The following is a 15,146-nucleotide window of genomic DNA, read 5'->3' as shown; positions in this document are numbered from 1 at the left end:
ACATTGGCCGGGCTTTTCTGCTTTTATGGGGCTATGCCTAAAACTATTTCAAATGAAAAGTCAGTACCGGAATGTCGGAGTGGTTTACCAAATCCTCGGCGATACTGCCGCTGAGCAGGTGGGACAGACCGGTGCGACCGTGAGTGGCCATCATCACGAGGTCAGCACCAATTTCCTCGGCAAAGTGCAGGATGCCGTCTTCTTCTATCGTGTCGTTGTATACATTGATCGTGAAGTTCTGCAAGCCATAGCGTTCGGCAGCCTTCTGCATGCGCGTACGCAGATTGCTTGACGATTCAAATGCGCCTGGGGTGTTAATGTATACCATATGCAGCTTCGCGCCGAACATATGCTGGAAATACTTGAATTTCTCCACAGCCGTACTGATCTCGCGCTTGAAGTCGGATGCCAGCACAATATTGCGTATCTGGAAATTGGCAATGGGGCCTTTCACAGTCAGCACCGGACAGTCGGCCGTGCGCACCACTTTCTCGGTGTTAGAACCGATCAGGAACTCGTCCATGCCACTGGAACCTTTCGAGCCCATCACAACTAAGTCCACCTTGTCGTCGCTTATCACACGTCTGATCTTACGAATCACGCTGTCGGCATCCACCTCCTGCACCACTTCCACTCCTTCATGCTCCACAGAACGCTCCAGTTGCGCCATGCGCTGCTGCGTTGTCTCCAGCAGTTTCATCATATATACCTGCTCCATGCCGTTTCCGCCCACCAGATCACCGGTCGCGCTAAAGGAGTAGGACGAATTAGGCATCTCCACCACATGCAGCAGCTTGATGGCAGCGCCCGTCTGTCGTGCGATGGTTACAGCTACTTCAAAGGCACTGCGGGCCTGATCGGAAAAGTCGGTTGGTACAAGTATTCTTCTCATAAGTTTTTGTGCGGTTTATCTCTCTTGTTTGATTTCAGGTATAAAAGTACGGACCTGTATACGCCTGTACTATGATAAATGTCATTCTACGTGAAATATAGCTTTTTTCTTTTATATAAGCCACAAAAACACAAAAGCCCACCGGAAAGGCGGGCTTTTGCAAAAAGAGGTATAAAACCAGTTGATTAGCCAAGCTTGGCGATCAGGTCAGCGGCTCTGTTAGAGTAGCCCGCCTCGTTGTCGTACCAGCCTACCACTTTCACCAGTGTTTCGTTCGCTGAAGTCATTTCCGCATCGAAAATGCAAGAGTGCGTGTTGCCGATAATGTCAATGGAAACGATCGGATCTTCGGTGTACTCCAGAATGCCTTTCATTTCGCCTTCAGCAGCTTTTTTCATGGCCGCGTTGATCTCTTCTTTCGTAGCTGGCTTCTTCAGTACCACAGTAAGGTCTGTCAAAGAGCCAGACGGAACAGGAACGCGCATCGCTACGCCATCCAGTTTACCTTTCAGGTGTGGCAGTACCAAACCTACTGCTTTTGCAGCACCTGTAGATGTTGGAATGATAGAGTATGCAGCAGCACGAGCTCTTCTCAGGTCGCTGTGAGGTGCGTCCTGCAGGTTCTGATCAGAAGTATAAGCGTGCACTGTCGTGATATAGCCTTTCTCGATACCGAAAGCATCGTCCAACACCTTTGCCATTGGGGCAAGGCAGTTAGTGGTGCATGATGCATTCGAAACGATGGTTTCATCACCCGTCAGGATGTCTTCATTCACACCCAATACTACTGTCGGGATGTCGCCTTTTGCTGGTGCAGAAATAACTACTTTGCGTGCTCCGGCTTCGATGTGACCGCCAGCGCCTTGTGCGTCCAAGAAACGTCCAGTAGATTCCAATACAACGTCTACCCCCATTTTGCCCCAAGGCAGGTTTTTCGGCTCGCGTTCCGCAGTGATCAGGATATCTCTGCCATTCACGATAATACCGTTGTCAGAGGCCTCTACTGTACCATTAAAACGGCCGTGTACTGAGTCATACTTCAGCAGGTGCGCCAATGTTTTAGTGTTGGTCAGGTCGTTTATAGCCACTACCTCTACGTTGTCCTTCTCCAGAAGGGCCTTAAAAGTAAGTCTGCCGATACGGCCAAAACCGTTAATTGCAACTTTAATTTTAGACATGGTATTTGGGATTGATTTGTTTTAAAATTTGATGGTGCGAAGTTACGATTACCATTAAGGAAAACCAATATATTTTTTCCAGCTTGAACCTTAACGATTTACATAAAATAAGGTTGAAAACACAAAAAAATATTTGCCTTGTAAGCGCTTTGCCCTATCTTTGCACCACAATACGACAGAATGGTCCGTTCGTCTAGGGGTTAGGACTCCAGATTTTCATTCTGGCAACAGGGGTTCGATTCCCCTACGGACTACTTGAAAGCCTCTCAGTTAACGCTGAGAGGCTTTTTTTATGCACTATAGATTTTGGTTCTTACTATTGTCTTCCCAAAGCAACTTCATGGTCATGAAGCAATTCTATTTACAAGCTTTGGCGCTGATTTCACCCCCCAATCTTTCTTCCTTAGCAAAGGAACTAGTTAACAGCTGATATCTGCCATCAAAAATTTCTGGCTTTACCTGAAGGAATATTCAATGCAGATTAGCCTTACATTCATTAGAGCTTCGCCTACTAACAAAATCATAAAAATAAACAATATCATCATATCATCTCAAACAAAACCGTAATAGCACTAGTAAAACAAAGTGATGTTACGTCATATCACAAGACACTTATAACTAACCAGATATAACAATTAACACCACTAAATGCAGAACAAATCGCCATGTATACACATTATCAGGTACTTATTTTGGGTGGCGGCACAGCAGGAATCATGCTTGCGGCTAAGCTCCGTCGGGAACAGAAAAACTTGCGGATAGCTGTAATAGAGCCGTCAAAAGACCATTGGTACCAACCTGCTTGGACCCTAGTTGGAGCGGGCACTTACAACTACCCGGATACCCGCCGCGATGAAGCATCTGTTATCCCGGAAAATGTTACTTGGGTGCAGGACAAGGCCACTGAAATACTACCTGATGAAAACAAGGTAAACACCGAACACAGCGGTTTCTTTAGCTACGACTTCCTCATGGTAGCAACTGGCGTAAAATATGACTTGGATGGTATTGAAGGTCTGCGTGAAGCTCTTCAACAGCCAAATGTGTGCAGTAACTACATTGACCCGCGCAAGACTTGGGGCGTACTACTGGAATTTAAAGGCGGCAACGCCGTTTTTACACAACCAAGTACTCCTATAAAATGTGGCGGTGCACCACAAAAGATCATGTACCTCGCTGATGATCACTTCCGAAAGACAGGTGTTCGCAATAACACCAATATCGTATTTGCCACCCCCGGCTCTACCATCTTTGGAGTAAAGGAATTTCTAGGGACTCTACAGGAAGTTGTAGCCCGGAAAGACATTATTATTAAGACCTTCTATAGTCCGGTAAAGATCGATTCCAAAAGCAACGAGATACACTTTAAACGTATGCAACCGGACCAGCAGAGCTTTACAGCAAACGAAAGGATAAAAGAGAGGATAGAAGGACCTGACACAGTAGTTATCCCATACAGCATGCTGCACCTTGCGCCACCGCACATAGCCCCTGATGTAGTTAGAAACTCAAAACTTGCCGTGCAAGAAGGCCCGAATAAAGGCTGGCTTGATGTAGATATTAATACGTTGCAGCATAAACGCTACCCTAACATTTACGGAATAGGAGATGTGGCCGCCCTGCCAACCGGCAAAACAGGAGCTGCCGTGCGCAAACAGGCACCTGTTGTGGCAGCGCACGTACTTGCCCAGATCAATCACAACAAGCAACCGGCAGAAAAATACGAAGGCTATTCCTCATGCCCATTTATCACAGGCTATGGCAAAATGGTTTTAGCTGAGTTTAAATACGATAACATGCGTGACAGCGACCCCTTCATCAGCAAGTTTATAGATACTACCAAAGAGCAGTACAGCATGTGGCTGCTAAAAAAATATGGACTGCCTTGGATGTACTGGAACCTGATGTTAAAAGGGATAATGTAGCATCTTACCTTGTACGACAACCGTCTGTGTGTCCCGTATAGTTGTGCGGCTAGACGTAAAAACCTCCTGCTTAAGTGATATAACTACTTATATCTCTAAAACAGGAGGTTTTCCTTTACCTGATATCCTTAAAATGCAGGATAAATCATGTTCCGCAATCTGTATAATGAGCTCTTGAAAGGGCCATTATAACCATTTTGTAAGATTGCTTTTACTTTAAGTCATACCGGTCTAGGTTCATCACCTTGTCCCAAGCCTTGATGAAGTCTTTTACAAACCGCTCTTTTGAATCCGAGCAGGCATATACTTCCGCAATAGCCCGAAGCTCTGAGTTTGAACCGATGATCAGGTCAACCCGGCTACCAGTCCATTTCACTTCCCCGGTTTTGCGGTCACGTCCTTCGAACTCATTGGCAGCTTCTGAAGTCGCTTTCCATGTGGTGCCCATATCGAGCAGGTTCACAAAGAAGTCATTAGTAAGCACTTCTGGTTGGTTGGTAAACACGCCGCGCTTAGACCTGTCATAGTTAGTATTCAGCACACGCATGCCGCCTAAAAGCACCGTTAGCTCAGGTACAGTCAGGCTCATCAGCTGTGCCCTGTCGATCAACATTTCCTCTGCTGAGGCAGAAATGTTGTCACGGTTCCTGTGATAGTTGCGGAATCCGTCTGCGTTCGGCTCAAGTACCGCGAAGGCGTCCCAATCAGTTTGCTCCTCAGAAGCGTCTGTACGTCCGGGTGTGAACGGCACTTTTACGTCAATTCCAGCATCTTTGGCAGCTTTTTCTATACCTGCGCAACCTCCCAATATGATCAGGTCGGCCATGGAAACTCTTTTGCCATTGCCTTGCGCGCTGTTGAACTCCTCCTGAATCCTTTCATATACCTGAAGCACCTTTCCCAGCTCTGCCGGGTTGTTAACCTCCCAGTTCCGCTGCGGTTCCAAACGAAGTCGTCCGCCGTTCGCGCCTCCCCGCTTATCAGAATCACGGTAAGTAGAGGCCGATGCCCAAGCGGTAGAAACCAGCTGGGATACAGAAAGCCCGGCGTCCAGTACCTTGCTTTTCAGTTCGCTGATGTCTTGGTCGTTAATCAGTTCATGCGTAACGGCCGGAATCGGGTCTTGCCAAATCAGTTCCTCCTCCGGTACTTCCGGACCTAGGTAACGCGAAATCGGGCCCATATCGCGGTGCGTCAGTTTATACCAAGCCAGTGCAAATGCTTCGGCAAACTCATCCGGATTCTCTAAGAATTGTCTGGAGATCTTGCCATACGAAGGGTCCTCACGCAAGGCGATGTCGGTGGTGAGCATGAACGGAGCGTGTTTTTTAGAAGGATCGTGCGCGTCTGGAACGGTACCAGCACCTGCATCGCCTTTCGGCTTCCACTGGTGGGCTCCCGCCGGGCTCTTGGTGAGCTCCCACTCGAACCCGAAGAGGTTTTCGAAAAAGTTGTTGCTCCACTTGGTTGGAGTAGTAGTCCAAGCCCCTTCTAAGCCGCTGGTGATCGTGTAGCCGGCATTACCGGTGCCATAGGTATTTTTCCAACCAAGGCCCATTTCCGCAATGTCGGCCCCTGCTGGTTCTACACCCACGTACTCACGCGGGTCGCCTGCGCCGTGTGTTTTTCCAAAGGTATGACCGCCGGCAATCAATGCAACGGTTTCATAGTCATTCATAGCCATGCGGCCAAAGGTCTCGCGGATGTCCTGCGCTGCCGCAATCGGATCAGGATTGCCATTAGGCCCCTCTGGGTTCACATAGATAAGGCCCATGTGCGAAGCGGCAAGCGGGTTTTCCAATACGCCGCCTGCATGGCGTTCCTTATTCCCCAGCCATTCTCCTTCCGAGCCCCAGTAGATATCTTCCTCCGGCTCCCAAACATCCACTCGTCCACCGCCGAAGCCAAAGGTTTTAAAGCCCATCGATTCCAAGGCGCAGTTACCGGCCAGAATCATCAGGTCGGCCCATGATATTTTCTTTCCGTATTTCTGCTTTATAGGCCAAAGCAGCAAGCGTGCCTTGTCGAGGTTGGCGTTGTCGGGCCAGCTGTTGAGCGGAGCAAAACGCTGAGAGCCTGAGCTGGCTCCTCCCCGTCCGTCGGCAATGCGGTAAGTACCCGCACTATGCCAAGCCATACGGATGAAAAGCGGACCATAGTGCCCGTAATCCGCCGGCCACCACTCCTGAGAATCCGTCATCAGATCGTACAGGTCCTGCTTCACAGCATTTAGATCGAGGCTCTTGAACTCCTCGGCGTAGTTAAATCCCTCTCCCATAGGGTTTGACTTGGAGGAATGCTGATGCAGTATCCGGAGGTTTAGCATATCCGGCCACCAGTCTCGGTTTGACCGGCCACTACCTGCAGTAAAATGTACGGCACCACCCATAAAAGGGCATCTCCTAGACTCATTGGTATCCCATACCGGGGTGTTGGGGGCTACATGTCTGTCTTTCTTATGTTCCATATTCTTGATGATATAAATTAATATTTGGATAACTTTTATTATATGTAATATCTAATTATTAATAAATATACTTATTCAAGTACGGGTAAACAAATTTAAAGTGATTCTAAATATCTATTAGGATATAGACAAAGTCTATAACAATTGTTTTTTCATAAATTTAGAGGATTTTAGAGCTGCTGCTCTTCAGCTAAGGCGAACTCTGTCACCTGCGCTTTTCGGCGGACATTAGAAGTCGCCTCTATCATTTCTCTGATCCTTATAATCATGCTAAGGCAAAAGTAAAATTGCTCCAGTGTCTTCTTTCATTAATTAGGAAGGCTGTACATAATCGGGTCGTGTTGCAGAACCAAGTCCTCAATGGTGATCAGGCGCACGCTCTGCACCAGCGTGGTGCTGGATTCGCCTATCCTAACGGACTCGACCGCAGCATCCAGTATTAGGTAGTGTTCCTCCACCGCGTCCTGTTCCTCAAATTGGACAGAGTAAAATCGGTGCCCCGCCTCATGGCTGTGCAGTTCGATGGAGCCACCCTGCATGACCCCGTCAGTCAGTAGTTGCACAGCTGTGCCGTTGGCGAAACTGATGTGGTAGGCATTGTTCTCTGGTGATCTCCTGTTTATCAGAATCAAGTTTTGATTATTCTCAAAACTGATCAGTTCGGCCGGGCTCGGCCTTCTTCCCAAGAGTTGCGTGAGGTAATCTGAATAGTCGCTGTTCTTAACAATGTCATTAGTCATGTTTGAAATTTTAACAGCGGGACGAATAAAAGCGGGGGCAGCCGTTTGGCTGGTCGGTTCTGGCCATCGGGCCGGGTGAGTGCTATGCCTGTAACAAGTGCATACCCTGTAATAGTTTAGAAAGCAGCGGGTTTCTTCCAATGGTATGGAAATGCTTTCCTTTATCGATTTGGCTGAAAGTGATTTCTCAGCTAAACATGTGCCCTGAGATGGACTAGCGGGCCATATAAAAATATAAACATCTTATTATCAGACATTTCCGGTTAATATAGTTACCTAGCCGTATACCTATAGTAGGATAATAGAATAAACCTTTTCCTGACCAACATGAAAAACAAAACCCTTTTAATTACGCTGCTCACCGGAACGCTGGCTTTTGCCTCCACTCATGCCTTTGCCCAGACGACACAAACCAAGCAGGAGACCAAAACCGAACAGCAGGAAGCAAAAGATAGAGCAAAAGCAGATAGGGAACGTCTGAATGACGCCTCCGACCTGCGGAAAGACACCAAAGTAGACGCGCGGGTAGCCAAGGCGAATGCAAAAGAAGCGAAGCGCATCGACAAGGAGGCTGCCTATGCGGCCAAGCAGGCTAAACGTGCCTCCAAGATGGAAGCAAAGGCTCAACGGAACCGTGCAGATGCTAACAAACAGGCCAAAAAAGCGGCCAAAGCAACAGAGAAGTCAAACAATAATTAACAAAGGCTAAACAGTGGCCAGTTGGGAGAACTCAATTTTGCCGGTAGCGCGGTCAAAGAAAGCGGAACAAAGTCCCAGATGACCTTTCTCCACCTCTGCCCTAATGTATTCACTCTGTTGCAGTATCCTCCGCTTGGACTCTTCCAGATTCCAGCGGGTGATTCCATCCACAAGCTTATCACTATCCTCACTGCGCAGCCTGTCTTCAGGGAAGTTGCCTGAAGCTAGGGCAGGCGCCAGCAGCGCACTTAAATACGACTCTTCTCCTGCCAGATGGCATTCAAGGGCTTCTTTGATAAAAGAGTTTTCTGAGTTGCCCATCAGCAGGATCAGTCGGGCACCCTGTTTCCGGCAGGCAACCTCCGTGCTGTAGATCAGAAAGTCGCTCATCAGGTTTCCTGCGGCGCGCATCGGAATCAGATCACCGATGCCGGTATTCAGCAGCATGTTTAAGGGCTCGCGCATGTCTATGGAGTTAACGACCGCAGCCAGTGGCGCCTCTTTGATGAAGTCCATCAGCTCCTTGTTCCTCAACCTTCTGGAGACTAAGTTGCCATCCACATAGCGCTGGTTGCCCTCCATAAAGTAATCCAAGATATCCTGCGGAGTTGTCAGCACCTTCTTGGTCTCCGCTTTCACTTCCGCCACATCTTCCTGACTCTTCGGATTATAACTTTCACGCAGACCCGTTATGATGACGTCGATATCATTTTCCCGCGCAAACGTATCCTGAAAATCATGCAGTATCTCGATCACATCCGGCTCCACATAGGTGGTAAAGGTAGCGTCAATGATGATCTGTGAATTTTGGGGCAGGTTCCACAAGGTGGTCTTAATAGCCGGTTTGTTCAGAAAGGATACCTCATTAGACAGTTCCAGTCGATAGGTTTTCCCGTTCGGGGATTTAGTACTCTCTATGTAGAACGGGTTGTAGTAGTTTCCCCTGAGCAGGAAAAAAATACTGACCGCCGTTCCGATCGTCACGCCAATGAGTACATCCGTAAATAAAATGGCCAGCGTGGTCACGACGAAGGGCAAAAACTGCGTCCAACCTTTGCGATACATCGATTTGATAACCGCAATAGAGGCCAGTTTGTAGCCCACCACCAAGAGCAACACAGCCAGCGAAGCCAATGGAATCAAATTGATAACTGCACTCAGAAACAGAACGCTCACCAGTAATAGGGAACCGTGGATGATGGTGGAGAGCTTTGTCTCCGCCCCCGTTTCAATATTGACGGAACTCCTTACAATTACGGATGTGATAGGTATACCGCCTATCAGTCCGGCGAGGGTGTTGCCTATACCTTGCGCCACCAGCTCCCGATTAGGCGGACTTCTGCGCTTGTGTGGGTCCAGATTGTCAGCCGCCTCTATGGCCAGCAGGGAGGCGATGGAGGCAATCAAGGCAATTGTAAAACCGTAGGTCCATACCTGTATGTTGCCGATGGCACTGAAGTCTGGGAAGGTGACAAAGGAGGAGAAGCTGCTAATCTCCGGTATATTTACCAAGTGTATACCATCCAGATAAAGGGAAGGCAGCACAAGCTTGAAGACTTGGTTCAGGATAACGCCCAAGATCACCACCAGCAGAAAAGGCGGAACGAGCTTCAACTTTTTAAGGGGCGTCCTGTCCCAGAAAATCAGCAGCGCCAGCGAAATGAGGGACAAGACAACGGCGCCCATGTTGATGGACCGGAGTATGAACAGGACCCTTTGCTGCACGCCCGTGAAAAAGTCTTCCGAGTAATTCAACATGCGGCTTTTTTCCAGCTCCACGCCAAGCGCATAAGGGAGCTGTGAGATGATCAGGATCAAGCCGATAGCCGCCAGCAAGCCTTTGATGATGCTGGTGGGCATGTAGTCGGCAATCAGACCGGCTTTGAGTAGGCCGATCCCCAATTGGATTACCCCGCCGATCACCAAGGCCAATAGAAACACGTCAAAGCTGCCCAGATTCTGTATCGCGACCAGCACGACGGCGGTCAAACTGGCGGCAGGTCCGCTCACACTCACCTGAGACTGGCTCAGGGAACCTATGACGATACCACCGATAATGCCGGATATCAGCCCGGAGATGAGCGGCGCACCACTTGCCAGCGCTATACCTAGGCACAGCGGTAGCGCCACCAGAAAAACCACTATACCTGCAGGAATATCTTTGCCCGGCTTGCTGAAAAGAGACCGTTCCAGATGGGCAGCTTGTGCCTTATCAATAAATTTATTGAGGTAGTTATCTTTGCTCAAGGTGTAAGGTGTTAATCTTTTATCTTCTAAAGATAGAAAAATAATAGGAATGGTAAAGAGAGCAGGGAGGTAGGAAAGGGTATTTGCTGGGAGTTAGGCATAAAAAAAGCAGCAAGTGGTGCGCTTGCTGCTTTTGATTTAGATGGGAATTCAATTTAGCACTACCTCCCAAAATCATCCTGCACGCGCACGATGTCGTCTTCATCAGAAGGATGTGCAGCATCCGTATGTTGCCAGATCTCGGCAAGCACGCCCCAGTCGCTTAAGCCTACCAGTCTGTGTCGCTCACCTTGCTTCAGGGTGATCACATCGCCGGGATGCAGCACTTTTACCTCCCCTTCTTCGTCCGTATCGCTTGTCACGACACCTACCTTCCCCTGCAGCACAGTCCAGACTTCCGCTCTGCGGTGGTGGTACTGCCATGACAGTCTTTTCTCGGGAGCCACCACTAAAATCTTAGGGCTCAGTTTTCCAGCGATCTTAAGTGAGTCGGCTGACAAGCCATTAAAGTATTTAGTTGCAAAGGTAGGTGCCTGCCCTTCATCAATTACAAAAAAGCCGCCCCAAGGTCTGGAGGAATCGATTGTTACAGTTTTAAAAGCTTGCGCTTTCAGCTCTTGTGCGATCTGGTCAAAAATGGTTGATTTCGTAGTCTCTGTCATAATTCATCAGAAAGAAGAAACGGTGGGAAATTTAAGCTGCCCACCGTTTTAAAATCTTAGTTCAGCTATATCTTATTCGTAGTAATTCAGCACTTTGTGGCCAGCCTCCATGAGGTAGGTGTCGCGCTTGAAGAGCTCGATGTCGTTCTGCATCATGTCCGTCACCAGCGCCTGCAGATCATACTTTGGCACCCAGCCCAGCTTCTCCTTCGACTTGGTCGCGTCGCCGATCAAGAGCTCCACCTCCGTCGGACGGAAGTAGTTCGGGTCCACGCACACCACCTCTTTGCCGATCTCCAGTTGGTACTCCGGGTTGTTGCAGGCGGCCACGTAGCCTTTCTCCTCCACGCCCTCGCCCTTGAACTCCAGCTCGATGCCCACGTGGCCAAAGGCCATGCGGATGAAGTCGCGCACCGTGGTCGTCACGCCCGTGGCGATCACGAAGTCCTCCGGCTCGTCCTGCTGCAGGATGCGCCACATGGCCTCCACGTAGTCCTTGGCGTGGCCCCAGTCGCGCTTGGCGTCCAAGTTACCCAAGTACAGTCCGTCCTGCAGGCCCATGGCGATACGGGCGGCGGCGCGGGTGATCTTTCTTGTAACGAAGGTCTCGCCTCTCAGCGGCGACTCGTGGTTGAAGAGGATGCCGTTGCAGGCGAACATGCCGTAGGCCTCGCGGTAGTTGACCGTGATCCAGTAGGCGTACAGTTTAGCGACTGCGTACGGGGAGCGCGGGTAGAACGGCGTGGTCTCCGTCTGCGGCACGGCCTGCACCAGACCGTACAGTTCGGACGTCGATGCTTGGTACACCTTGGTTTTCTTGGTCAGCCCGAGGATGCGGATGGCCTCTAGGATGCGCAGCGTGCCCAGCCCGTCGGCGTTGGCCGTGTACTCGGGCGTGTCGAAGCTCACCTTCACGTGGCTCATGGCGGCTAGGTTGTAGATCTCGTCGGGCTGCGTCTCCTGAATGATGCGGATCAGGTTGGTGGAGTCGGTGAGGTCGCCGTAGTGGAGCTTGAAGTTGATGTTCTTCTCGTGCGGGTCCTGATACAGGTGGTCGATGCGCTCGGTGTTGAACATGGAGCTGCGGCGCTTCACGCCGTGCACTTTATATCCTTTGCTAAGTAAGAGCTCTGCTAAATAGGCTCCGTCCTGTCCGGTTACTCCGGTAATTAAGGCGGTTTTCAAATCAATCAATTAAGAATAATAAACAAATATTTAAGCTATAACCAGCTTGCTTTTAAAGTCTGCGTAGGCTAGCGCTATACCTTCTCGTAACTCAATTTTATGGTGGAAGCCAAGGCTGTGCAGCTTGCTCACGTCCATCAGTTTTCGAGGCGTGCCATCGGGTTTGGAAGTATCAAATACCAACTCCCCCCCAAAGCCTACTACTTCTTTAACTAGCAGGGCCAAGTCTTTGATAGCAATATCTTCGCCTGAGCCAATGTTCACAAGTTCACGGCCATCGTAGTTTTCCATCAGGTACACACAAGCTTCAGCCAAGTCATCGGCGAATAGAAATTCCCGGCGCGGACTCCCCGTTCCCCATACCGTTACGGTTGGAGCGTTGGACTCCTTCGCTTCATGGAACTTCCGAATCAAGGCCGGGAGCACGTGGGAGTTCTGCAGGTCATAGTTGTCGTTGTAGCCGTAGAGGTTGGTGGGCATCACGCTGATGAAATTGCTGCCGTACTGGTCGCGGTAGGACTCGCAGAGTTTGATGCCGGCGATCTTGGCGATGGCGTAGGGCTCGTTGGTCTGCTCGAGCGGACCTGTGAGCAGGTACTCCTCCTTGAGCGGCTGCGGGGCCAGCTTGGGGTAGATGCAGGATGAGCCTAGGAACATCAGCTTCTTCACGCCGCTCAGGTGGGCGGCATGGATGATGTTAGCCTCGATCATCAGGTTGTCATAGAGGAACTCCGCCCTATAAAAGTTGTTGGCGTGGATGCCCCCCACCTTGGCGGCGGCCAGAAAAATATAGTCCGGCTTTTCGGTCTCAAAGAACACCTGCACGGCCTGCTGGTTGCGCAGGTCAAGCTCGGAGGAGGTGCGGGTGATGATGTTGGTGTGGCCGTTGGCCTCGAGTTTGCGCAGGATGGCCGAGCCCACCATGCCCCGGTGGCCGGCAATGTAAATTTTAGATTTTTTTTCCATGGGTAGCATATAAAAAAGTTTTGCCTTATGTACAACATAGAGCAAAACCCTGCACAGTTTCTAAAACAGGCAGCGGCTAGGCTGCGTGTCTTTCCACTTTTTTCTCAAATATTTGTTCAGTAGCCTGCGCTCGATTGCGCAATATAAGTGCAGGGATTTGACTGAATACGAAAGCTGTTATCAGCATCAAGAACAAAACGGTGTGAATTCCCAAACTCATGGAAAAAGCAGTCAGCAAAATGAAATAAATATTGGCAGCATAAAGAATCACAGCCGCTCGTCTATGACTAAAACCAAGGTCTAGCAGTTGATGGTGTAAGTGATTGCGATCAGCGCTAAAAGGAGAACGGCCATCAGCTATGCGAATAATGAAGACACGTAGCGTATCTACCAATGGTATAATTAAAATGGCCAACGCCATAAGCGGTGTAGAAATGGAAGAATTAGGTAGCATCCCCAAAGAGATATCACTGTTCATAAATCGGGTGCAGAGTACAGAAAGTACAAAGCCTAAAACCAGAGCACCGCCATCTCCCATGAATATTTTAGCTGTCGAAAAATTATAGCGCAGGAAAGCCAAAAGTGATCCTGCTGTCGCAAACGCAAAGGCAGCCGCATTTGAGTGGTCATTCAGCAGAAACAGCGTACCAAAAGCAAGTGAAGCAATCGTGCCAATTCCTCCCGCCAAACCATTTATGCCATCAATAAGATTGACGGCATTGATGATCACAATAAATACAAATAGCGTAAATAAGACACTTACCAGATATGGCAACTCCCCTACACCTAATAAGCCATGAAAACTTGCAATGCGGATATCACCATAAACGATCACAAGACCTGATGCCGCCAATAAACCAAGCAATTTTTTCAAAGGGTCTATTGCAACGATATCATCTTTTAGCCCGAGCATGAAAGTGATTACCAACGACAGCATGATCCAGCGCAACAGGCTGAAGTTAAAACTCTCTGCCCAGAAAAGCACAGAAAAGAAAATACCTGCAAAAATGGCAACACCACCTAAAGCAGGAATAGTATTTTGATGAAGCTTCCGCTCATCGGGCTCATCGAAGAGGTTCCGAATAGTAGCAACCTTGATAATAGAAGGAACTGCAAAATAGGTGATGAGAAATGCAGTTATGAAAAACGTAAAAGTTTGTACCATATAATTATTACCTAGTCGTTAATTGGTCTAATACAGCACTAGGCTTTTAATCAGATGAAAGATCTATTTTGGCTCTGATAAAACTAAGAACTAATAAATTGCACTGTTTATATTCAGAGCCGCAAATATAAGCATATTAATTTATGATTGTTAATATCTAATCAATGCTAGAAAACTAAATTGATGATATACTATACTTCTCAATTATTCCTTTAGCGAAATAATTAATTACAGCTTCACTTCTATGACTTTCTTGCCTTAGCCTTGGTTTTTAAAACCTCTAAAATAAATTTTGGAGTTGAGATTAAGTTGCGTTCAGCTAACCTACGCGGCTCTTTAAGGAAACGGGGTAACCATTCTAATCCCATATTAATCCAGAACTTGGATGGACGTTTGACAGTGCCAGCATAAAAATCAAATACAGCACCTATCGAACATATAACTTTAGCATCTAGATATTCTTGATAATGATATACCCATTTCTCTTGCTTTGGGGCTGTCATACCAACAAATAATACATCCGGCTTTACTTGATTAACAGCTTCATACATATGCTTGCTGTCCTCTTCAGAAAAGGTAGCTTTATATGGTGGTGAGTATGTCAGCACAGATACATTTGGAAATTCTCTAGATATTCGGTTTGAAATTAATGCTAGGGTTTTTTCAGAGGCCCCTAAAAAGAAACAGCTGCCACAAGTAGAATTGATCTGTTTTAGTAAATGTAAAAAAATATCATATCCTGCTATCTTCTCGATTTTTTTGTTAGCCAAAACTTTCGTTGCCCATACAATACCAATACCATCGGGAATTAAAATATCAGAATTCAATAATGCTTTTTGAAAATTTTTATCAGTTTTTGCAACACAAAAAGAATGTGGATTAATCGTATTGATAATAATTTTCTTATCCGAAGGAATACAAGGATAAACAGTACTAATATTATAACCTAAAACTTTCACCTATTTAATTTAATAATATCTTATATATATTATTTAGACTATTTTAATATTGATATTCAAC

The 15,146-nt window shown here is 47.9% G+C and carries 12 protein-coding genes and 1 tRNA gene; 3 read left to right on the top strand and 10 right to left on the bottom strand.

Annotation, left to right across the window (positions count from 1 at the left end; all coding sequences use genetic code 11):
* Positions 1 to 43 precede the first annotated feature (43 nt).
* Together Q1A04_RS16335 and gap are read right to left on the bottom strand one after the other, a co-directional pair.
* Positions 44 to 892 (bottom strand): universal stress protein, encoded by an 849-nt coding sequence (locus Q1A04_RS16335; RefSeq protein WP_299708133.1) that lies wholly within the window; start codon positions 890 to 892, stop codon positions 44 to 46.
* Positions 893 to 1,077: 185 nt separating this feature from the next.
* Positions 1,078 to 2,070, bottom strand: coding sequence for a type I glyceraldehyde-3-phosphate dehydrogenase (gene gap, locus Q1A04_RS16330; RefSeq protein ID WP_299708131.1), 993 nt, complete (start codon positions 2,068 to 2,070; stop codon positions 1,078 to 1,080).
* A 182-nt stretch (positions 2,071 to 2,252) separates the two neighbouring features.
* On the opposite strand from gap, the gene Q1A04_RS16325 reads away from it, so the two are divergent.
* Positions 2,253 to 2,324: transfer RNA gene (locus tag Q1A04_RS16325), tRNA-Glu, on the top strand.
* Between the two features lie 411 nt (positions 2,325 to 2,735).
* Complete coding sequence (locus Q1A04_RS16320) at positions 2,736 to 3,995, top strand: FAD/NAD(P)-binding oxidoreductase (protein WP_299708130.1); 1,260 nt, start codon at positions 2,736 to 2,738, stop codon at positions 3,993 to 3,995.
* A 211-nt stretch (positions 3,996 to 4,206) separates the two neighbouring features.
* Here Q1A04_RS16320 and katG read toward each other — a convergent pair whose 3' ends face one another.
* Both katG and Q1A04_RS16310 read right to left on the bottom strand, forming a co-directional pair.
* Entirely contained in the window at positions 4,207 to 6,462 is a 2,256-nt protein-coding gene (katG, locus tag Q1A04_RS16315) for a catalase/peroxidase HPI (protein WP_299708128.1), read from the bottom strand.
* 308 nt (positions 6,463 to 6,770) lie between these two features.
* Positions 6,771 to 7,202 carry a hypothetical protein gene (locus Q1A04_RS16310; RefSeq protein ID WP_299708126.1) on the bottom strand — a complete coding sequence of 144 codons (432 nt, stop codon included), beginning with the start codon at positions 7,200 to 7,202 and terminating at the stop codon, positions 6,771 to 6,773.
* A gap of 327 nt (positions 7,203 to 7,529) precedes the next feature.
* Between Q1A04_RS16310 and Q1A04_RS16305 the strand changes: the two genes are divergently transcribed.
* Positions 7,530 to 7,901, top strand: a complete 372-nt coding sequence (locus Q1A04_RS16305) for a hypothetical protein (protein WP_299708124.1) — start codon at positions 7,530 to 7,532, stop codon at positions 7,899 to 7,901.
* Positions 7,902 to 7,907: 6 nt separating this feature from the next.
* Here Q1A04_RS16305 and Q1A04_RS16300 read toward each other — a convergent pair whose 3' ends face one another.
* The 6 genes from Q1A04_RS16300 to Q1A04_RS16275 all read right to left on the bottom strand — a co-directional run bounded on the left by Q1A04_RS16300 (position 7,908) and on the right by Q1A04_RS16275 (position 15,085).
* Positions 7,908 to 10,148 (bottom strand): SulP family inorganic anion transporter, encoded by a 2,241-nt coding sequence (locus Q1A04_RS16300; protein WP_299708122.1) that lies wholly within the window; start codon positions 10,146 to 10,148, stop codon positions 7,908 to 7,910.
* Between the two features lie 161 nt (positions 10,149 to 10,309).
* On the bottom strand, positions 10,310 to 10,810 hold the full coding sequence (locus Q1A04_RS16295; protein ID WP_299708120.1) for a cupin domain-containing protein: 501 nt from the start codon (positions 10,808 to 10,810) through the stop codon (positions 10,310 to 10,312).
* 72 nt (positions 10,811 to 10,882) lie between these two features.
* Positions 10,883 to 11,995 carry a GDP-mannose 4,6-dehydratase gene (gene gmd / locus Q1A04_RS16290; protein ID WP_299708118.1) on the bottom strand — a complete coding sequence of 371 codons (1,113 nt, stop codon included), beginning with the start codon at positions 11,993 to 11,995 and terminating at the stop codon, positions 10,883 to 10,885.
* Between the two features lie 30 nt (positions 11,996 to 12,025).
* A complete protein-coding gene (locus Q1A04_RS16285; RefSeq protein WP_299708116.1) occupies positions 12,026 to 12,961 on the bottom strand; it encodes a GDP-L-fucose synthase in 936 nt (311 codons plus the stop codon).
* Positions 12,962 to 13,037: 76 nt separating this feature from the next.
* Positions 13,038 to 14,126 (bottom strand): glycosyltransferase family 4 protein, encoded by a 1,089-nt coding sequence (locus Q1A04_RS16280; RefSeq protein ID WP_299708114.1) that lies wholly within the window; start codon positions 14,124 to 14,126, stop codon positions 13,038 to 13,040.
* A gap of 242 nt (positions 14,127 to 14,368) precedes the next feature.
* Positions 14,369 to 15,085: a WecB/TagA/CpsF family glycosyltransferase gene (locus tag Q1A04_RS16275; protein ID WP_299708112.1), complete on the bottom strand. Its 717-nt coding sequence runs from the start codon at positions 15,083 to 15,085 to the stop codon at positions 14,369 to 14,371.
* Positions 15,086 to 15,146: the final 61 nt, after the last annotated feature.

It is taken from the genome of uncultured Pontibacter sp. (assembly GCF_947499215.1).
In the GTDB taxonomy this organism is placed as follows: Bacteria; Bacteroidota; Bacteroidia; order Cytophagales; family Hymenobacteraceae; genus Pontibacter.
This window is presented reverse-complemented; position numbering and strand designations above follow the sequence as displayed.